Annotated in this window: 22 protein-coding genes and 2 pseudogenes; 11 read left to right on the top strand and 13 right to left on the bottom strand. The window is 41.4% G+C overall.

From position 1 onward, the window contains the following. The 3 genes from BKK52_RS09045 to BKK52_RS09035 all read left to right on the top strand — a co-directional run. Nucleotides 1-493 (top strand): DUF6803 family protein (locus BKK52_RS09045; RefSeq protein ID WP_244160235.1); only part of this gene is annotated, 493 nt, incomplete at its 5' end. A gap of 179 nt (nucleotides 494-672) precedes the next feature. Then, on the top strand, nucleotides 673-1128 hold the full coding sequence (locus BKK52_RS09040; protein WP_077478543.1) for a DUF411 domain-containing protein: 456 nt from the start codon (nucleotides 673-675) through the stop codon (nucleotides 1126-1128). 12 nt (nucleotides 1129-1140) lie between these two features. Further along, nucleotides 1141-2688: a multicopper oxidase family protein gene (locus BKK52_RS09035; RefSeq protein ID WP_077473740.1), complete on the top strand. Its 1548-nt coding sequence runs from the start codon at nucleotides 1141-1143 to the stop codon at nucleotides 2686-2688. A gap of 319 nt (nucleotides 2689-3007) precedes the next feature. On the opposite strand, the gene BKK52_RS13285 is transcribed toward BKK52_RS09035, so the two are convergent. The 6 genes from BKK52_RS13285 to BKK52_RS13675 form a co-directional block, all read right to left on the bottom strand. After that, entirely contained in the window at nucleotides 3008-4339 is a 1332-nt protein-coding gene (locus BKK52_RS13285) for an IS3 family transposase (protein WP_244160234.1), read from the bottom strand. 53 nt (nucleotides 4340-4392) lie between these two features. Next, nucleotides 4393-4659, bottom strand: coding sequence for an alcohol dehydrogenase catalytic domain-containing protein (locus tag BKK52_RS09020; protein ID WP_238327096.1), 267 nt, complete (start codon nucleotides 4657-4659; stop codon nucleotides 4393-4395). A 143-nt stretch (nucleotides 4660-4802) separates the two neighbouring features. Beyond that, nucleotides 4803-4937 carry a hypothetical protein gene (locus BKK52_RS14085; protein WP_256940507.1) on the bottom strand — a complete coding sequence of 45 codons (135 nt, stop codon included), beginning with the start codon at nucleotides 4935-4937 and terminating at the stop codon, nucleotides 4803-4805. Nucleotides 4938-5011: 74 nt separating this feature from the next. Continuing rightward, nucleotides 5012-7198 (bottom strand): copper-transporting P-type ATPase, encoded by a 2187-nt coding sequence (locus BKK52_RS09015; RefSeq protein WP_425272085.1) that lies wholly within the window; start codon nucleotides 7196-7198, stop codon nucleotides 5012-5014. A gap of 307 nt (nucleotides 7199-7505) precedes the next feature. Beyond that, a complete protein-coding gene (gene copM / locus BKK52_RS09010) occupies nucleotides 7506-8252 on the bottom strand; it encodes a CopM family metallochaperone (RefSeq protein ID WP_077478542.1) in 747 nt (248 codons plus the stop codon). Nucleotides 8253-8322: 70 nt separating this feature from the next. Next, nucleotides 8323-8469 (bottom strand): hypothetical protein, encoded by a 147-nt coding sequence (locus BKK52_RS13675; RefSeq protein WP_005612067.1) that lies wholly within the window; start codon nucleotides 8467-8469, stop codon nucleotides 8323-8325. A 190-nt stretch (nucleotides 8470-8659) separates the two neighbouring features. Here BKK52_RS13675 and cueR point away from each other — a divergent pair, with 190 nt between their 5' ends. Together cueR and BKK52_RS14080 are read left to right on the top strand one after the other, a co-directional pair. Further along, nucleotides 8660-9049, top strand: a complete 390-nt coding sequence (gene cueR / locus BKK52_RS09005; protein ID WP_005612063.1) for a Cu(I)-responsive transcriptional regulator — start codon at nucleotides 8660-8662, stop codon at nucleotides 9047-9049. 36 nt (nucleotides 9050-9085) lie between these two features. After that, nucleotides 9086-9269, top strand: a pseudogene (locus tag BKK52_RS14080) (arsenic resistance protein); the annotation flags it as partial. Here the strand turns inward: BKK52_RS14080 and BKK52_RS13345 are convergent. Beyond that, on the bottom strand, nucleotides 9257-9427 hold the full coding sequence (locus BKK52_RS13345; RefSeq protein ID WP_220186751.1) for a hypothetical protein: 171 nt from the start codon (nucleotides 9425-9427) through the stop codon (nucleotides 9257-9259). The pseudogene BKK52_RS14080 and the gene BKK52_RS13345 sit on opposite strands and share 13 nt — an antisense overlap. 171 nt (nucleotides 9428-9598) lie before the next feature. Here BKK52_RS13345 and BKK52_RS08995 point away from each other — a divergent pair, with 171 nt between their 5' ends. The 3 genes from BKK52_RS08995 (at nucleotide 9599) to arsB (ending at nucleotide 11390) form a co-directional block, all read left to right on the top strand. Next, a complete protein-coding gene (locus tag BKK52_RS08995; protein WP_014550505.1) occupies nucleotides 9599-9901 on the top strand; it encodes an ArsR/SmtB family transcription factor in 303 nt (100 codons plus the stop codon). Nucleotides 9902-9965: 64 nt separating this feature from the next. Next, nucleotides 9966-10370, top strand: coding sequence for an arsenate reductase (glutaredoxin) (arsC, locus tag BKK52_RS08990; RefSeq protein WP_047977621.1), 405 nt, complete (start codon nucleotides 9966-9968; stop codon nucleotides 10368-10370). A gap of 3 nt (nucleotides 10371-10373) precedes the next feature. Beyond that, nucleotides 10374-11390 (top strand): ACR3 family arsenite efflux transporter, encoded by a 1017-nt coding sequence (gene arsB, locus BKK52_RS08985; protein WP_047977622.1) that lies wholly within the window; start codon nucleotides 10374-10376, stop codon nucleotides 11388-11390. Nucleotides 11391-11473: 83 nt separating this feature from the next. Here the strand turns inward: arsB and BKK52_RS08980 are convergent, their stop codons facing one another. Next, entirely contained in the window at nucleotides 11474-12088 is a 615-nt protein-coding gene (locus BKK52_RS08980; protein WP_010907412.1) for a cation diffusion facilitator family transporter, read from the bottom strand. A gap of 72 nt (nucleotides 12089-12160) precedes the next feature. Here BKK52_RS08980 and BKK52_RS08975 point away from each other — a divergent pair, with 72 nt between their 5' ends. Continuing rightward, nucleotides 12161-12559 (top strand): Cd(II)/Pb(II)-responsive transcriptional regulator, encoded by a 399-nt coding sequence (locus BKK52_RS08975; protein WP_010907411.1) that lies wholly within the window; start codon nucleotides 12161-12163, stop codon nucleotides 12557-12559. Between the two features lie 14 nt (nucleotides 12560-12573). Continuing rightward, nucleotides 12574-12939: pseudogene (locus tag BKK52_RS13885) on the top strand (bile acid:sodium symporter family protein); the annotation flags it as partial. 52 nt (nucleotides 12940-12991) lie between these two features. Here the strand turns inward: BKK52_RS13885 and BKK52_RS08965 are convergent. Further along, the gene (locus BKK52_RS08965) at nucleotides 12992-13747 is read right to left on the bottom strand and encodes a zinc-dependent alcohol dehydrogenase family protein (RefSeq protein ID WP_122983418.1); all 756 of its coding nucleotides are present in this window, start codon (nucleotides 13745-13747) and stop codon (nucleotides 12992-12994) included. Between BKK52_RS08965 and BKK52_RS08960 the strand changes: the two genes are divergently transcribed. Further along, nucleotides 13686-14450 (top strand): efflux RND transporter permease subunit, encoded by a 765-nt coding sequence (locus BKK52_RS08960; protein ID WP_077478541.1) that lies wholly within the window; start codon nucleotides 13686-13688, stop codon nucleotides 14448-14450. The genes BKK52_RS08965 and BKK52_RS08960 overlap by 62 nt on opposite strands. Nucleotides 14451-14501: 51 nt before the next feature. On the opposite strand, the gene BKK52_RS08955 is transcribed toward BKK52_RS08960, so the two are convergent. From BKK52_RS08955 to BKK52_RS08940, 4 genes are read right to left on the bottom strand one after another with little or no spacing between them, the layout of a single operon-like run. Then, nucleotides 14502-14912 (bottom strand): hypothetical protein, encoded by a 411-nt coding sequence (locus BKK52_RS08955; RefSeq protein WP_077473737.1) that lies wholly within the window; start codon nucleotides 14910-14912, stop codon nucleotides 14502-14504. Nucleotide 14913: 1 nt separating this feature from the next. Continuing rightward, nucleotides 14914-16953, bottom strand: a complete 2040-nt coding sequence (locus tag BKK52_RS08950) for an integrase (RefSeq protein ID WP_077478540.1) — start codon at nucleotides 16951-16953, stop codon at nucleotides 14914-14916. A gap of 2 nt (nucleotides 16954-16955) precedes the next feature. Continuing rightward, nucleotides 16956-18476: a site-specific integrase gene (locus BKK52_RS08945; RefSeq protein WP_208606152.1), complete on the bottom strand. Its 1521-nt coding sequence runs from the start codon at nucleotides 18474-18476 to the stop codon at nucleotides 16956-16958. Beyond that, nucleotides 18463-19740 carry a site-specific integrase gene (locus BKK52_RS08940; RefSeq protein WP_077478539.1) on the bottom strand — a complete coding sequence of 426 codons (1278 nt, stop codon included), beginning with the start codon at nucleotides 19738-19740 and terminating at the stop codon, nucleotides 18463-18465. The genes BKK52_RS08945 and BKK52_RS08940 overlap by 14 nt, the downstream gene beginning before the upstream one ends. Nucleotides 19741-19886 lie beyond the last annotated feature (146 nt).

Raw genomic sequence — 19886 nt, 5'->3', positions numbered from 1 at the left:
TCTACGTCAGCCCCAAATTTTAAGTGTTGTGCTCGGTGTTTATTACACGATTGTAGCCGCTTATGTTGGTTTTATTATCGTACCGACTATTACTGAATGGCGTGGTTGGGTAGATATCGCATCAATTGCATCACTATTATTAGCTACCTTTCCTATTTTTATTATTTTACTCATGGAATTAAAAGTTATTCATAAAAATCTCGTGGATAGTGCAAAAATTAAATTACATGCGGTTTATCTTGTGATTTTCTTATTTGTGAGTCACTTTGCTATGATCTTTGGCATGGCAGATCCTATTTCAGCAGGCTATCAACCCACTACACCAGCAATGACTCATTCAATGCAAATGGATGCTAAACAAATGACAGAAATGCACAACCAAATGATGACGGGCGAAATAACGCCTGAAGAAATGATGAAGATGCATCAAGAAATGAACCCTAATATGAATATGCCGAATACTCAAGGTGGTCATTCAGAACATCATAAATAATAATTCTGATCACATTTTAAAAAATAATAGTGGATGGTACGTTGGCATATCTCTACTACAAGCAGTAGGATTTTGAGAAAAATTTTCAAATGATAGAATTTTTTCAGATTACTTGACCTTAACCCTAGGTCAAGCTTTAACATTGCGCCATTCCATCTCAATAAAAATAAGGACATCTTATGAAATTACATAAATTCACCCGCTCATTGTTGCTTTTAAGTTTAGGGATAACCGCTTGTGCTCAAGCACAAACACTTTCTATGGAAGTGTGGAAAAGCCAGACTTGTGGCTGTTGTAATGAATGGATCAGCTATATGCAGAAAAACGGTTTTGAGATTAAAGTCAACGAAACAGGCAATTATGATGCTCATAAGCGCTTTAACATTAAAAATGAACACGCCTCTTGCCACACGGCAGTGATTGATGGCTATGTGATTGAAGGACATGTACCTGCTGAGGATATCAAACGTTTACTCGCAGAAAAACCCGATGCAGTTGGCTTGTCCGCACCTGGCATGCCGATTGGTTCACCAGGTATGGACGGTGAAGCATACGGCGGACGCAAAGATCCTTATGATGTTGTTTTAATTAAGAAAAACGGTGAAAGTGAAGTGTTCAAATCCTATAACCAATAGGGGGGTGAAAGAATGAAACGTCGAGATTTTTTACGTTATGGAATTGGAATTAGCTTAGCCAGTAGCTCGCTTTATAGCCTTGCGAATATGATGAACCACGCACAACATGGCAATATGGTGATGATGCATTCAGTACCTACTGGCCTAATGCCAACTGAGGCAATGCCTTCAGGTTTATCGCTTAATGGGATATTGCCAAAACTTGCTAATCAATCGACTCAAGCAGGGCTATTCAAAGCCACTTTAAAAGCAGAGCCAATTAAAATTCGCCTCGCAGACAATAAAGAAACGGAATTTTGGGCTTATAACGGACAACTACCAGGGCCACAAATTGAAGTATTTGAAGGCGACACCGTAGAAATTGAATTTATCAATCACCTACCACAACCCTCAACAGTACATTGGCACGGCTTAGATGTACCAAATGAGGCGGATGGTAACCCGATGGATATGGTTGAACCGCAAGGGAAAAAAGTCTATCGCTTTACGCTACCTCAAGGCAGTGCTGGGACATATTGGTACCACCCTCATCCACATGACCATGTTTCCGAACAAGTCTATAAAGGCTTAGCAGGCACTTTCGTTGTTAAAGCGAAAAATGATCCGCTTGCACACCTTCCTGAACAACATTGGGTGATTTCCGATCTGCGTTTAAATGCCGATGGCACCATTCCAGCAAACACGATGTTAGATTGGATGAACGGTCGTGAGGGTGAATTTGTGTTAATCAACGGTCAATATCAGCCCCAGATTCAAGTGAAAACGAATGAACGAATCCGTCTTTGGAATGCCACTAGCGCTCGTTATTTTCGTTTAAACATTCCAGGGGTGAAATGGATTGTGGTGGGTACCGAAGGTGGTTTACTTGAAAAACCTCGCTCGCCTGTTGATGAACTGCTACTTACACCAGCCGAACGCGTTGAAGTGATTATGGTGGGTGAAACGCAAGGAACAGTCAATTTACAAAGCGGTTATTATGATCGCCGTAAGATGATGGTTCAAGAACAGCCTAAAGATCTCACTTTAGCCACAATTCAGGTGAAATCAGAACCTGTTCAGTTACCTGAAAGCTTAAGGTCCTTGCCTAACTGGGATGAGCCAAAGCAGGTTCGCCAAATTCGCTTTAGTGAAAAAATGATGAACCATACGAATATGCCGATGATGAATCACGGTACACATCACGCTACTACAACACCAACGGACAACCCTATTCCACCAATGATGAATGGTATGTTCTTAATCAACGGTCAAACCTTTGATATGAACCGTATTGATTTTGTTACCAAATTGAATGAAGTGGAACAGTGGGAAATCTTCAATGAAAGCCATATGGATCATCCATTCCATTTACACGGCACTCAATTTGAAGTAATTCAACATACGTTAAACGGTAAAACCTTTAAGCCAGAAGGCAGAGCGTTAAAAGATGTGGTTAATTTACGCCCTTATGAAAAAGTGATTATTCGCTTTAAGCAAGGACATACTGGGTTGAAAATGTACCATTGCCATATTTTAGAACATGAAAATCTCGGTATGATGGGGATGTTTAAAGTGGAATAGTGGTATCTAACTATAAAAATAGAGGGATTTTCGTGAAAATTTGTAAATTGCGAAAATCCCTCTGCTTGTCATTATTTATTCCAACGGTTTAACAACGCAACAAGTGAGAGCATCACAGTCACTTCAACCAATACACCGATAACAGTGGCTACATATGAACTTATTTAATAACCTATCTGGTAATTCACTTTCCGGTTATATAGATAATATTTTATGGTCTTGATGCTTTAATAAAAGTGAGTATTTTCTTCTCTTGGTTTTTTATGATTTATTTTTACAAAATTTAATTATTGATCTGCCCCCAAAAAGTTAGACTACGTTAATTCAAGGACTGAGTTCTGTATTGCACAGGGCTTAGCCCTTTTAGTCTCACTTGAATACGCTCGTGATTGTAATAATGAATATATTTGTGAATAGTTTGTTCGAGTTGCTCAAATGTTTCAAATCGTTTACCAAAATAACATTCCGTCTTCAATCGCCCGAAAAAGCTTTCCATCGCACTGTTATCCAAGCAATTTCCTTTTCTTGACATACTTTGCACGATGCCATTTTGTTTCAATATCGCCTGATAACCTGCCATCTGATATTGCCATCCTTGGTCGGAATGTAAAATCAGGCTTGCTCCTTGCGGGAGCTTTGCGACAGCTTGTTTCATCATTCGCATTATTTGCTCAAAGTTTGGGCTTCGGGCAAGGTCATAGGCGATAATTTCGCCATTAAATAAGTCCTTAATCGGCGAAAGATAAAGTTTGCCTTCCGCACATTTAAACTCGGTAATATCCGTGACGAGCTTTTCATTTGGAGCGTTTGTGTGAAAATCCTGTCGCAATAAATTCTCGGCAATTTTACCCACTTCGCCTTTGTAAGAACGATATTTTCTCTGCTTACATTTTCCTTTTAAATCAAGCTGTTGCATTATCGCTTGCACACGCTTATGGTTAATTGCACCGAACATTTTTCGCAATGCTAACGTAATACGACGATAGCCATAATTGCCGTCATTTTTGCGATAAATCTCAACAATTTCCTGCCTAATTGCCACATTTTTATCAATTTTAAGCTGTAAATGATAAAAGAATGAACAGCGTTTTAAACCTGTCAAATGGAGTAATATTTCCAAGGAAAAATTTACCCTCAACATTTTCATGATGGCTACTTTTTCCGCATTTTTGCTTGGTTGAGTTCCCGCAACTTTTTTAGGTAAGCATTCTCCGCTTCCAGTTCCAAAATCCGATAACGCAAGCGTTCTTCTTCGGTTTTGGGGGGGAGGCATTTTCGGGTATTTCGGTTTCATTGCTGGTCGTCCTTTCGGCTTTGGAAATAAGCCGTTTATACCTTGTTTTTCAAAGGCTTGCAACCACTGGCTAATCACCCCTGAATTAGCAATACCAAAATGCAGACAAGCACTTTCTGCAGAAAATTGCCCCTTTTTGACCGCTTGTATGACGGTTAATTTAAATTCTGGGGAATATTTTTGCTTCTTACCCAGTACGGCTAAACTATTGATTCCATTATAGTTATATTGCGAAATCCAACGACGTAGCGTGGAGGCTTTAAGCTGAAATTGCTGGCGAGTGAGTGAGCAATTTTTCCCGTTTTGGAGAAAAAATGCGATCACTTCTTGTTTGAAAGATTGGTTGTATTTCGTCATAAAAAATCTGCACCTTAATCAGTTGGTTTTTAGTCCAACTTTTGGGGTGCAGATCAGACGCTCACTTTGTCGCCGATTTGAAATTCGCCAGCGTCATCGCCCACCGCCACGACCACGCCTGCCCCTGCATAACCCAAAGTCGCAGGGAACACAGAGTCAATCACATACGCCCCTTCCCGATACATCATCTCGGCACGGTTTAGTCCCAAAGCGTGCATTTGGATTTGCACTTCGCCCGATTTTGGGGCGGGGATTTGTACATCAACGATTTGCAGGACATCAGGCGAACCTGTTTTTGTAAATTGGATTTGTTTGCTCATTGTTTTGACCTATATTAAAAAATGGGCGTATTTTAGCGTTTTAAAATAACAATAAGAATGGCGAAAAATGGGAAGTTGGTTTTTAAAAATGGAAAGATTGGGTGTTTTAGTCCGTCTGAAAAAAATGCCGTCTTAAAAAAGCATCAAAGATGTAGGGTGCAACTTGTTGCACCATTTTCCTGATGAAATATTGGGTTGGTGCAATGACGCACACTGCGAAACTGTTTGAAAAACACAATGCCGTCTGAAAAAGTATTAAAGACCTTTTCAGACGGCATAAAAAACACCGCTTTATCAAAAGCGGTGTTTTTGAGGTCGTTTTGTCATTGGAAGAAGCCTGCGGGGCTGTGGTCTACAACTTGCTTTTGCGCAGCCGCAGTGCGTTGCCGACCACGGATGCCGAGCTTAGGCTCATCGCCAGTGCGGCAATCATCGGCGAGAGCAGCCAGCCGGTAAAGGGGTACAGCACGCCGGCGGCAACGGGAACCCCCAGGCCGTTGTATAAGAAGGCAAATAACAGGTTTTCCTTCATATTGCGCACGGTGGCCTCAGACAATTTGCGTGCGGTGGCAATACCCCGCAAATCACCTTTGACCAGCGTGATTTGCGCACTGCTCATTGCCACATCGGTGCCGGTACCCATTGCGATGCCGACATCGGCTTTGGCCAGTGCGGGGGCATCGTTGATGCCGTCGCCTGCCATTGCGACCACCCGCCCTTCGTTCTGAAGCCGCTCGATCAGTGCCAGTTTGTCGGCGGGCTTGACTTCGCCGTGCACTTCGTCGATGCCCAGTTTTGCGCCCACGGCGTTTGCCGTGGTCAATCCGTCGCCGGTTGCCATAATGATGCGCAGGCCGGCTGCTTTGAGCGAGGCCAATGCTTCGGGGGTGCTGTCTTTTACAGGATCGGAGACGGCAAGCAGTCCCGCAAGATGTCCGTCCGCAGCCAGATATATCACGCTGGCACCTTCACTGCGCAGGGATTCGGCCTGCTCGATCAGTGGTTCGACGCTAAGCCCGTTCTGCTGCATAAACGCCGTGTTGCCCAGTGCCAGCGCACGCCCTTCAACCACGCCGCTCACGCCGATGCCGCTGCCTGAATCAAACTGTTCGGGTTTGCTCAGCTTCAGCTGTTGTGCCCGTGCGGCCTGCACAATGGCGTCGGCCAGCGGGTGTTCGCTGCCCTGATCCAAGCTGGCGGCCAAACGCAGCACTTCTTCGGCGGAAAAGCCTGCTGCCGCAACGGCACGGTCAAAGGCGGGTCGGCCTTCGGTGAGTGTGCCGGTTTTATCAATCACCAAAGTGTCTACTCGCCGCAAGTTTTCGATAGCGGCGGCATCACGGAACAATATGCCCCTGCCTGCCCCGCGTCCTGTGGCGACCATCACCGACATCGGCGTGGCCAGTCCCAGTGCACAGGGGCAGGCGATAATCAAGACCGCAACGGCGTTGATCAACCCGAACACCCAAGACGGTTGCGGGCCGAACACGCCCCAGACAAAGAAAGTGGCAACGGCGACGGCGACAACCGCCAGTACGAAATAGCCTGCCACCCCGTCGGCCATACGCTGCATCGGTGCTTTGGAGCGCTGCGCCTGGGCCACCATCTGGACAATCTGCGAAAGCACGGTTTCCGAACCGATGCGCTCGGAGCGGATGACGAGCGCACCGCCGGTGTTGAGCGTGGCGCCGATGACTTTGTCGCCGGTGGCTTTGCGCACCGGCAGCGGCTCGCCGGTCAGCATCGATTCATCTACCGAGCTTGCGCCCTCAACCACCACGCCATCGACAGGCACTTTTTCGCCGGGGCGCACACGCAGAAGGTCGCCGATGTGGATGTGGCTGAGCGGCACATCTTCTTCAGCACCGCCCGGGCCGATACGCCGTGCGGTTTTGGGCGCCAGTCCGAGCAGGGTCTTGATTGCCGCCGAAGTCTGCGACCGGGCTTTGAGTTCGAGCATCTGGCCGAGCAAGGTCAGCGAGATGATGACGGCCGCCGCCTCAAAATACACGCCGACCCGCCCCATCGATACAAACGATGCCGGAAAGATGCCGGGTGCAGCGGTGGCAACAACGCTGTAAACGAAGGCTGCACCCGTTCCCAGTGCAATCAGCGTCCACATATTGGGACTACGGTTTGCCAGCGACTGCCAACCCCGTGAGAAAAACGGCAGCCCCGCCCACAGCACGATCGGCAGCGACAGCACCAGCTCTACCCAGCTTTGTGCGGCCATATCCATCAGGTTCAGACGCTCGCCGAACATCGCCAGCACCAGCACTGCCGCCGTCAGGGGCAGCGTGTACCAAAAGCGTCGGGAAAAATCACGCAGCTCCGGATTGTCGTCGTCCAATTCAGGCATCAGCGGCTCCAATGCCATACCGCAAAGAGGGCAGTTGCCGGGGCGGTCTTGCCGGATTTCCGGATGCATCGGGCAGGTGTAGCCCGAAGCAGCCGCTGCATCGGACGGTGTCTGCACAGGGCGGTGCTGTCCGTGTCGGCACTCGTGGTGTTTGGGCGGTTTGTGTGTTTCTTGCTTCATCACAATTTCTCCTGTTGAGTTCATAGGGTCATCACCGGTCGTTTACCGAAAAAGCAGGTACGGATTGGGCCGGTCAGAATGACGGTTTTTTTCAGGCTGCCTGCAAATACCGATGCCGTCTGAAAAAGCAGAAGGTTCAGAACATCGCTTGCCGATGTGTCCGACAAGTCGGCATCATCATTTCCTTGGGGCTTGTTTTAAAGGCTGCCTGAAAACCCCAAATGCTGTCTGAAAAAGCCTTAAACCTGTTTTCAGACGACCTCAAAAGCACCGCTTTATCAAAAGCGGTGTTTTTGCCTTATTGCCCCTACTGTTTTAGCCAGTCTTGCATCAGCTTGATTTCAGGTTCTTGGGCTTTGATGATGTCTTGAGCGAGCTTTTTCATTTTTTCGTCTTTGCCGAACTGTAATTGCACTTTTGCCATCTCGACCGCCCCTTGATGATGCGGAATCATTGCTTTGGCAAAGGCAACATCAGGGTTTGGCTCATTGATTGCCGCCATCATCGCCTCGTGGTGCGCCTTGCCTGCGGCATAGGCCTTGGCGTGCGGGGCTTGCGGGTTTTGGGTTGCGGTGTCTTTACCCGCCAGCCAAGCGTTCATCAGGTCGATTTCACTTTGTTGTCCATCAATAATCGCTTGGGCAAGTTTTCTCATTGTTTCGTCTTTGCCAAATTCAAGCTGTACTTTTGCCATCTCAACTGCTCCGATATGGTGCGGAATCATACCTTTGGCAAAAGCGGTATCAGCATCGGCAAGATTGCCCGCTTTGCTCATCTCATCGCCCATCTTGTTCATCATTGCAAGATAGGCTTGGGTGTGGGGCGGAGCATTTTGAGTATCCATCGCCATAGCAGAGTGGTTCATATGGGCGTGGTTCACCGCTGCGTGCCCGTTTTGGTTATTTGGGCAGTCGTGGGTGGTTTGGGTGTAGTTATTGTCGCACGCCGTCGAGTGCGTCGGCACTTCGTTTTTGCCGTCGGCAAAAGCGGTTGAAGTCGCCAAAACAACAGCAGCAGCGACAAGATGTACGGCACGGTTTTTGATGAATGTCATTGGATTCTCCTTGTCAAAATGGGCATTGATAACATTGGGCAAATGACAGATTCGCCCAATGTCCATTTCACTATTTGGTTTTACGATTCACACGCACAGCCGTTGCAAGTGCAGTCATCACAAATGCAGGGCTTGCCGTTTTGGCATTGGCAGTCCGGACGGCAGTTTTGCCCCGTGCAAGACTGGCAGCCGCAATGGGCGTGTCGGTTTTGAACAAAATCAGCGTTCATAACAGTTTCTCCGAATGTTAAGTTAAAGTGGATTATCAAAACAAAGTGCTTTTAAGCGATTAAAAGCATTGCTTTTTTGTTTTGATGTGTGCATCATAAACCCTAACCTTGCGTTAGGGTCAAGGGTTGTTTTTACTTGATAACATTTTTTTACACACCACTCAATAAGGAGCAACAATGAACATCGGACAAGCGTCTAAATCTACCCAACTTTCCGTCAAACAAATCCGTGATTATGAAAAAGCAGGCTTATTAATTAACCCATCACGCAGTGAAGCAGGTTATCGGATTTATAACTCCAATGACATCGCTCGGCTAAAATTCATCGCCAAAGCCCGCAGCGTCGGTTTTTCGCTTGCACAGATTGGCGAGCTTTTGGCACTGCAAGACAATCCACACCGCACAAGTGCTCAGGTCAAAACGCTCACCGCCAGTCATATTGATTTTTTATCCAATAAAATCAAAGAATTAAAATCAATGCAACACACCCTGCAAGTGTGGAGCGATGCCTGCGGGGGCGATGACAATCCCGACTGCCCCATCTTAAAAGGCTTGGGCGATTTTTAACCACCATCAAAGCAGATGAATGCCATAGCTTGATAACAGCCTTTTACGATGGCACTTGTGGGCTGGTTGTTTTTTTAAGGTGTTTTTTGCTGGCTGGGTAGATGAACAATCGGCAGGCGAGTACATTGCAGGTATGATTTTGCTTGGGGTGGCGCCTTGTACGGCAATGGTTTTTGTTTGGTCTCAACTGGTCAAAGGCGACCCCAATTACACGCTGGTGTAAGTGTACTTAAATGATGTGATTATGATTTTTGCCTTTAGCCCCAAAGCGTGCATTTGGATTTGCACTTCGCCCGATTTGGGGGCGGGGATTTGTACATCAACGATTTGCAGGACATCAGGCGAACCTGTTTTTGTAAATTGAATTTGTTTGGTCATTTTTTTACCTTATTTATGAAATGGAATGAGCGTATTTTAATGTATTGAAATTAGGATAAGAATAGCGAAAAATGGGAAGTGGGTTTTTGGATTTGGAAAGGTGGCTTCGGACAATTAAAAAACATTTCAATCATACTTGAAATATTGAAATTTCTTGTTATAATTACGCCTATGAATACGATACAAGCAAGCAAACTCTTTGAGAGCCTGTCTTCTCCGATAAGACTGGCGATTTTTCAACAACTTACCGCCGCAGGCAGTACTGGCATGATTGCTGGCGACTTGGCAAAACAGCTTAACCTTGCCCCGAATAATGTGTCTTTTCATCTAAAAAGCCTGTTGCATTCGGGGCTTGTGCGTGTGGTGCAGGAAGGACGGCACATGCGTTATTTTGCCGAGCTGGATTTGATGATGGCATTGACCCATTTTCTGACCCAAAACTGCTGTTCTCAAACAGGCGAATCTTGCCAGTGATTTTCAGGCAGCCTGAAAAATTATTGCCAAATATTTCTATATTTCTTGAAAGATTGGAGTAACTATGAACATTACCATTTATCACAACCCAAACTGCGGTACTTCACGCAATGTGCTGGCACTCATCCGCCACGCTGGTATTGAGCCACAAGTGATTGAATATTTGAAAAATCCGCCAAGTGAAACGACTTTGCGTAATTTAATCAAACGCATGGGCATCACGCCCCGCCAGTTACTTAGGACGAATGTAGTGCCGTATGAAACGCTTGGTTTGCAAAACGAAAAGTTAAGCGATGACGAACTCATTTCCGCCATGCTTCGTGAACCGATTTTAATCAATCGTCCGATTGTGGTGAGCGAAAAAGGCGTGAAATTATGCCGTCCGTCCGAAACAGTTTTGGCATTTTTACCGCCTTTTGCGATCCCGTTTGTCAAAGAAGACGGCGAAATTATTAATCATAAGGAGTAAATCATGGGGTTGTTTGAACGTTTTTTAAGCCTTTGGGTGGCGTTGGCGATTGTGCTGGGCGTGGTTTTGGGTGTTTGGTTGCCCAATGTATTTCAATGGGTTGCATCTTTGGAAGTGGCTCATGTGAATTTGCCTGTGGCGATACTGATTTGGCTGATGATTTATCCGATGATGATTCAGATTGATTGGTCGGCAATCAAAGACGTGGGCAAAAAACCAAAGGGCTTATTTTTAACCTTATTTATCAACTGGTTGGTCAAGCCGTTTACGATGGCGGTGTTCGGCTGGTTGTTTTTTCGGGTGTTTTTTGCAGGTTGGGTGGACGCACAGTCGGCACAAGAATACATTGCCGGCATGATTTTGCTGGGTGTGGCACCGTGTACGGCAATGGTGTTTGTGTGGTCGCAACTGGTCAAAGGCGACCCCAATTACACTTTGGTGCAGGTTTCGGTCAATGATTTGATTATGATTGTGGCGTATGCTCCGATTGCAGGCGTATTGCTCGGCGTAAGCGACATAGAAATTCCGTGGAATACCTTGATTTTAAGCACGGTTTTGTATGTGCTGTTGCCCTTGCTGGCAGGCTGGCTTACCCGCTCTTATTTACAAAAATCGGGTAAATCGGTGGCACAATTTTCAGGCAGCCTAAAACCCTTTTCCGTGATGGGCTTGATTTTGACGGTGGTGTTGCTATTCGCCTTTCAAGCCCAAACCATTATTGCCAACCCTTTGATTATTCTGCTGATTGCTATTCCCCTGCTGGCACAGACTTACGGCATTTTTGCCTTGGCTCACGTTTTGGCAAAATGGCTCAAATTACCACACGAAATTTCCGCCCCTGCGTGCTTGATTGGCACGAGTAATTTTTTTGAATTGGCGGTAGCGGTGGCAATTTCTTTGTTCGGTTTGCATTCTGGGGCGGCATTGGCAACGGTGGTCGGTGTGCTGGTGGAAGTGCCTGTGATGCTCTCGCTGGTGTGGTGGATAAACCGAAAATCGCTGGGGAATAAAGGGGTGTAGGTTTTTCAGGCAGCCTGAAAGTTATTTTGCAAAATTTAAAAATAAAAACACCGCTTGAACATCAATCCAAACGGTGTTTTAAATTAACTGACTTTTAATTCCGCCCAAGCCCTTTTGATGATTTCTTGACTGGCTTGTAATGCCAAAAATGCCAAAACAAACGCCACAATTAAATCAGGATATTTTGATTGAAAAAAATAAACTGCCATACCCGCCAAAATTACCGCCACATTACCAATCGCATCGTTTCGGGAACACACCCACACACTGCGGACATTGCTGTCGCCATCACGAAATTTTAATAATATCAACAATGCCGACACATTGATCAATAACGCCAAAAATCCCACAATGCTCATTTCAGAATAACTGGGCATTTCCCCATAAAACACACGATAAATGGTTGTCATTAAAATAAATAAACCAAAACCGCCCATCGTTAGCCCCTTAACCATAGATGCTTTGGCTCGGTAACTTAACGCCATTGGCAAAACAATCAAACTTATCAAATAATTGGCACTGTCGCCCAAGAAATCCAAACTGTCCGACAACAGCGAAGTTGAACCTGATTTAACCCCCATCACAATTTCCACAAAAAACATTGATAAATTTAATATCAAGACAATCCACAAGGCTTTTTTGTACTTGGGCGATTGATGAATGGGCTGATTTGAACCACAACAATTTTGGCACGCCATTTTTTTTGCTCCTGTTTTAAGATGAAATTTCCTATACTATAAACTCCGTAGTCATTACAGGGTCAAGCCAAAATGTCAAAATTTTTTAAAATAAAACAAGCCAGTGAACAAACAGGCGTACATTTGGAAACCATTCGTTATTATGAAAAACAAGGCTTAATCGCCCCTACACATCAACAAAACGGCTATCGTGTGTTTGATGAAAATCAGTTAGAACAATTACGCTTTATTAAAACTTGCCGTAATATCGGTCTTTCTTTAAGTAACATCAAAACGCTGTTGCAATTACAACAAACGCCTAACAAACAATGCAATGAAATCAATGCACTTGCCGAGCAACATTTGGCATATTTGGACGAACAAATCACAGAACTACAACAAGTTAAAACTTTTCTAATGCAATTTGTGGGTTGTGAAAATAAAACAGTTGATAAGTGTCAGATTATTCAAGGTATTAAAGAAAAAGAATAGCGGAATATTTTTCAGGCAGCCTGAAACCTTTTTCCATTATGGGTTTGATTTTGACGGTGGTGTTGCTGTTTGCCTTTCAAACCCAAACCATTATTGCCAATCCCTTGATTATTTTGCTGATTGCCATTCCCTTGCTGGCACAGACTTACGGCATTTTTGCCTTGGCTCACGTTTTGGCAAAATAGCTCAAATTACCACACGAAATTTCCGCCCCTGCGTGCTTGATTGGCACGAGTAATTTTTTTGAATTGGCGGTGGCGGTGGCAATTTCTTTGTTCGGTTTGCACTCGGGGGCGGCATTGGCAACGGTGGTCGGTGTGCTGGTGGAAGTGCCTGTGATGCTCTCGCTAGTGTGGTGGCTTAATCGGCAGGTAAAATAACGATGTGCCGTCTGAAACTTATTTTTCAGACGGCATATTTACCTTAAAACAATCAAACCTTTACCAAAATCTTCCCAATCTGTGCATTGCTTTCCATATAACGGTGAGCTTCCGCCATTTCATCAAAAGCAAAAACTTTGTCAATTTCTGGTTTTAATTGACCGCTTGCTAAGCCGTCAAACACGAATTTTTTCGCTTGAGCGAGTTTTTCTGGTACGGTAGTGATTTCAAACAATTCATAGCCTCGCACGGTTAAGTGTTTGCCTAAAATTGGGAACACAGGCACGGCGATATCATCGTGGCTTAATGCACCGTAGATGATGTATTTGCCGTCTTGTGTCATTGCGTTGATAATTTTTGCTGCTTCTTTGCCACCCACAGGGTCGAACACCAAATTCACGCCTTTGCCGTTTGTAATTTCTAGTAATTTAGCCGTAACGTCATCTTCTTTGGTGGCAATCACAAAATCCGCCCCTTTCTGTAAAAGCACATCGCCTTTGGCGTGCGTGCGAGACAGAGCAATCACGTTTGCCCCTTGCATTTTGGCGATTTGAATGGCGGCAATGCCTACCGAGCTGGTCGCTCCGCCCAATACAACAAAATCGCCTTTTTGCACCTTGCCAAATTCAATCAAACCGCCGTATGCGGTTACAAACATCATCCAACTGGCAGCCGCTTGCTCCATCGTCAGATTTTCAGGGTGTTTTACCACTGCGTGAACAGGCATATTCACGAGCTCGCCATAAGTGCCGTATCGTTGCCGATATTCATCGGCAAGTTTAGAGCGTTTCGACCGTGAACGCTGCATTGCGGTGGAAGCCGATTTAGCATTAGGGCAAACCATCGGCACCTCATTATCGCAAATCAACGAACTGCCGATAATGCAAAACTTGCCCGACGGCGTGCGTGTGCCATCATCGGGCGATGCGGAAATGATGGACGAAATGTTCAACCAATTCGGCTTTGCAATGGCAGCTAGCGTGGTAATGGTGCTGTTGGTGTTGGTACTATTGTTCAAAGACTTTTTGCAACCGCTGACCATTTTAACCGCACTTCCACTGTCTATCGGCGGAGCCGCAGTGGGCTTGCTCGCCTACGGTGCAGCGTTGGATATGTCCTCTGTGATCGGGATTTTGATGTTAATGGGCATCGTAACCAAAAACTCTATTTTGCTGGTGGACTTCGTGATTGAAAAACGCCAACAAGGAATGACACGTCATCAAGCCCTTATTCAATCAGGCGCAGAACGTGTCCGACCGATTTTAATGACCACCATCTCAATGGTCGCAGGTATGGTTCCCGCGGTGTTCGCCAGTGGTGCAGGTGCAGCATTCCGCGCACCGATGGCAATCGCCGTTATCTGCGGCTTAATCGCCTCAACCTTATTGAGCCTAGTGTTTGTGCCTGTGGTTTATTCTTTAATGGATGACCTACGAGAATGGCTTACCCCGAAATTAGCTAAATTGACATCGGTTACAGTGGAGGATAGAATTCCAAGAAAAGAAGGATAATCTTTTTGAAACAAGACCATTTGAAATTTAGATTCAAATGGTCTATATTTATTAGCGACTTTGTCTATTAACTGCAATAAGTGGCTTATTTAGCTTATCTTCCGTCATTCCATGCATATATGCATTATACTGCCATACAATGAATTTTTGCTTGTATTGCTCATTGATTTCTTCTAATCGTTGTACTTGAGCCTTTAAATTATTTACTTGTTTTTGCAAATAATCTATCGTTACATTTGGTTGAGGATTAGCTTTAGAGTTTTCTTTTATTCTTTGTTTCCGTGTACTAAAAGCCTTTTGTATATCACTATAATTAGCTAATGATTGTCTTTCAATGCTTTTAATATTCAATAGTTGTGAAACTTCAGAACAAAGTAAATCCCATGTTAATTTACCCTCCCAAGTATTAATCAACATGATTATATCTTCTAAATTTTCTTCTGTGATAAGAATTTTAGGCATACTATAACTCCATTAGTCTATATAAATCATCGTCTAATCTAGCTGTTTCAGGCTTTTGAAGATCTATATCCATTCCCTTTTCCTGTAAAGCTAATTTAACTGGAGAAGGGTCGTACTCATCAGGCATTCTTAATAATGATCCATTTGGGATTTCACTATTTTCTAAGAACTTAATTTTAGTTTTTATATGTGTTAATCTCCATCCTAGGTTACTTATCCAACGATCTGCACCAAAAACACCTATTTTATGGTGTTCTTTGGCTTTATTAAATTGCTCGGTTAATTGAGTCTCACGTTGCTTTAATATTTCTAAAGAAGACTCTAATCCTTTAATACAAATAAGCTCTTTACATGTTTCACAATCACCATGACGAGAACATGGAGACATCGCATAATCATGTTCACAAATACCTATTTCTGTTATCGTTGCAACTCCAATTCTGTCTTTACCTAAGTCTTCATAGGTAATAGGAAGATTTAAATGAATTTTGTCTAATATTGAAATATCCTCAGGAATGAGTAAATCTCGAACTGCCTCACTTTTTTCTTCTTCTGTCCTGTGATCATAAGCTTTATTATCTGCCACTCTAGCTCTGCCTGCCCAATTAGCTAAAGTTAATTCATCCATTCCACCTCGCTCAGCTTTTGTACTCAACCAATGCCTTGCATTATGCGATGGTAATCTAATAAATTCTCCTTTAGATGTACCTATGCAATGCTTTTCCCATAATGACGTTTTAGGACGTGTTTCCGAATAGCAAAATCTATCATTAATATGATTCACTGTTGGTAATACAAAAGAAAATTTTTTAGGGGGAAAATCATCATGAAATTCATTTTCTCTGAACAATAACAAAGCTTCAGAAGCCTTAACATTTTTATTTTTATCGATATATGGCCAGTAATTAAATTTTGAGGTATATTTTTCGTATAAGTATTTCCCTAAAACATCATAAGTGATAACAAAATCATTTTCCTTCATTAATTTTTTAAACCACTTAGTTCTAATCCCATACTTTCCATTAAATCCTAAAGCCTTACCTATTTCTATTTCAGTTAAAGGCTTTTGAGATAAATAAGGGGATAATTGTACGTCTTGATCGGATATCATCAACGTATTAGGATTTTCTTCCGCAAACTTTGCTGCATTTCTTGCTAAAGCTCCTATATTTGTTAAACGTTTGACAGCTTCAATAATCACATCTTGCATGCTACTAGGAACCCATTTCAAACCCTCTTTTCCATTTTTTGCAGGTATCCATCGAATACCTAATTGCTTGTTTCCTAAGCTATCTTCTTCCCATTCTAAGCAATTAACAGATAAAGACATCAACTCAGAGCAACGAGATGGAGCAACCATAAGTAGGGCCATAACTGCTGTATAATATTCAGTTTCTTTATCTAAATTTGGTGCATCATGAAAGAGTTTAGCAACCAACATCATTTCTTCATCTGTTGGCATTTTACTTGAACGGTATTCTTTTCCTCTTTCGTCAAGTAATATCGTTAAATCTCTAGGGCGTTTATAAGGATTTTTCCATAAAGGTAGTTGAGGTGTAATTTTATTTTCTCTGCAAAAATCAAATAATTTTTGAATTTGATAACCTAATTTATTGACTGATTTCGTACCTTTTTTATATTTTTTTGATACGATATTTTCTACTTCATGAATAACTAAATAATCAAGCTGAAGTATGTCAGCCTTTCCTTTAATCTTATAAAGAGCTATTTCAACTATACGTAAAGATTCAATATGTCGGGCTAAATTACGAATAGGATTTAGAGAATAAGTATAACGAATATAGGCTTTGGCAAATTCAATGAATGGTTCAGATAACGGTTCATATTGATACGATGTAGATTTAACTCTATCGGTGGAAAAACGAACTTGAATGTTGTGAAGATTAAAAGTATCTCTCCATTGATTATTTTCCCAACAATCACTTCCGAAGGCTGTAAGTTGATTTTTACAGAAAGTGATAAAATTTTCTAAACTAGATTCTGGACTCTCATATACTTGGAAAAAAATTGGGTTATTCATGATTAATGAGCTTCCATAGTTTTTTTCATTTCATTACACGCTTGAACAACATATTCAACAGCCAATATAATACGATCTTTAGAGGATGCATAATCTATACTTTTAGTTCGTTTTAAACGCTCTTCTTTTTCTTTATATAGCTTATTTAATATTTGTTGATGTGGCCCATCAACCAAAGGTCTAAATTTAGGGCATAAATAACAAGTTTCATAGCCAGTTATACAAAAATCATTTGTTCCACATGCACCTATAGTATCTACTCCGTCATTAGTTATTAAAGATGTTGGATCATATCCTCTCTCACTTTCATTTAAATTAGAAATAATTCTACCAGTAAACGCTTGAGCCAGTTTTCCCATTTCAGCTCCCATAACACGATCAATGTATTGCACTGTATCAGCTGTATTTTCTGTGTAAACTTTTACATTTTGCGTATCTGTGTGATCTAAAAGCTCCGCAATGATTGTCGCTCCAACTCCTTTTCTCCCTAGATTTGTTCCTCTTGTATGGCGAAAACGTCTTGCTGTTATATGAATAATTTCACCTGTTCGTTCTGAAATTGCTTTTTGGTGAATACAGAATTTTCGTAATGTATTTTGCTCTAATGAAGAAGCTGAATAATGAAAAATATCTTTATCTAATAATGAAAGATCAAAATTCCTATTTTTTATATTCCTCTTCAAACAATTCCAATCGATAAACATTGGTAATTTCATTTTAAACCCAGAAATAGAATCTTCATCAACCATACTAAGCAATTTATTATATTGATATTCTATAAAATTTAGGAGAATTAAATATAAATCCTCTGTGATAGCAAGCTTTTTAAAAGTTTCTCTAAATAATCCGCCTCTCTTTTTTGCACTAGGGATATTTAGAAAATAATTCCATGTTCCTTGAGAAATTTCCTTTCTTAGATCTTCAAATTTTAAATGGCGTATTTGAATAGGTCTTCTAGCGGTAGCTTGAAGTAAGTGAATATATGCGTATGTTTCAAATGAAATAAAATCTTCTCTCCAAAGTCTAGCTAGTTCAGCCATTAAAGCCAAAATTTCATTTTCGGTAAATGCTCCTGTATAAGGGCATCTCATTAATACTGATTTACCTTTATCATTTCCACTCAAAGTAAAGCTTTCTAGCAGCGATACAACAGATTTATCAATTCCATAATAGCCATACTCATACCATGATAGTAAAAAACCTTTTAACGCTCCTAAATACCATTCATATTCTTTTCCTAATTTATCTTTCCAATTCAATATTGTTGATACATCGATGTTCTTTAGATTAGTTGAAATTACTAATCGTTGAAACTGTTGATACATGTGAGATACATGATAACTTGAATATTTTTCAGCATATACAGCTAATGTTTTTCTGAATCCTTCTAATGTTTTTTTATTTATGTTTAATATTTGTTGAGAAAAATTAATTGTTTTATCTTTACTTATATGCCACGAATTTTCATTTTCATCAAATGCATATCCATCTCTTGACTGTCTAAAACGTTTATTCTGATTCATAATCATCAACCTTTTTCTGAAACTCGGCTTGAAGCTCTAATAATATTTTATTAGCTTTTTCTTTAATATAACGTTGATTGTAGATATTCCCTGATTTTTCTGATGTATGGCCCATGAGATGCTGTCTCATTTTTGCTTCTTTTTCAGGAGAAATAAAGTCTTTATGTGAAGAATCATTATTCACACGTTGGTTATTCTTATCTATTTTTCGTGAAAAATCTAAATTCCATTCATGACGGAAAATATGTGGATGAATTATAGAGAACTTAGGATCTACTTTTTTCATTGTTGGTACAATAACATTATCAAATGAACTTGTACTAATTGGACTTCCTTGAGTTTTTCCTTTTCGATGAGTTACAAATAAATATGGGTGTTTATTTGCATTAGGAATTTTAGAACGATAATTCATAATATAGTCATCAATAAGTTTAGCTATACTTTGTGAAATAGGGAGTCGTCTTTCTTTTGTTTTACTCACAGCCTGTATTTTTCTTGAGTCAAACTTATCGTCATGAGTTCGTCTAATTAAAATAGATGGTCTAGCTGTTCCTATCTCAATAAATGGAATCTGGATTGATAAAAGTTCTCCGCGTCTTATACCTAGTTTTTTTAATAAGATAAACATTAAGTGATTTCTTTTTTTGATACCTATATCTTGAAATGGATTATTAGGATGAGAAGAATTAGCAATGGACATAAATTCATCTAATAATCCATCAGGTAACTCACTTTCTGGCTGTATAGATAATGTTTTATGATTTTGTGGCCTTGATACTTTAATTAAAGTAAGTAACCTATTCAATTTTTCTAGATATTCATCAGATACACAAATTATTTTAGAAAGAAACAATATATATTCTGAAAGGGTAGTAAGCCTATTATATTGGTGACTTAAAGAAACAGATGAGTAGATATTAATAAACTGAGCTTTATCTTTTATCAATACCTTTTTCGCAATATTCTTACTTTTCTGTTTTATTACATTTAACCTCATATGTTGAATAAGAGATTCTAATTGATTTTCAGATAAGATTATTTCTTGATGAATTAAATCACTAATAGCAAGTTGATTCTTTTTTTCCCAATTTATTAACCATTGTATAGTTACTAGTTTATTTCTAATTGTGTTTACTGCCGATTGATTTCGTAACTCTACTGTAACCCATAAGGTTGAATAAAAATCAGGAATACCAGTGTCCTTATTAATCAACAAAGGAAAGCGCTCTCCATTTGTAAAAAGAGTTGTTTCTAATCTATACATAATCTTTTAATTTACATAAAATTATATATAAATACTAACAAAAACAACAAAAAATGTCAAAATAAATGTAAAAAAAGAGAGCCCTTATTATTAAAGGACTCTCTGCACTTATATATATTTTATTTTACAGTTATTCTGTATATGGA

Source organism: Rodentibacter trehalosifermentans (genome assembly GCF_002000545.1).
GTDB lineage: Bacteria > Pseudomonadota > Gammaproteobacteria > Enterobacterales > Pasteurellaceae > Rodentibacter > Rodentibacter trehalosifermentans.
Note: the sequence above shows the minus strand (reverse complement) of the source record. Positions and strands in the feature narration are given on the sequence as shown.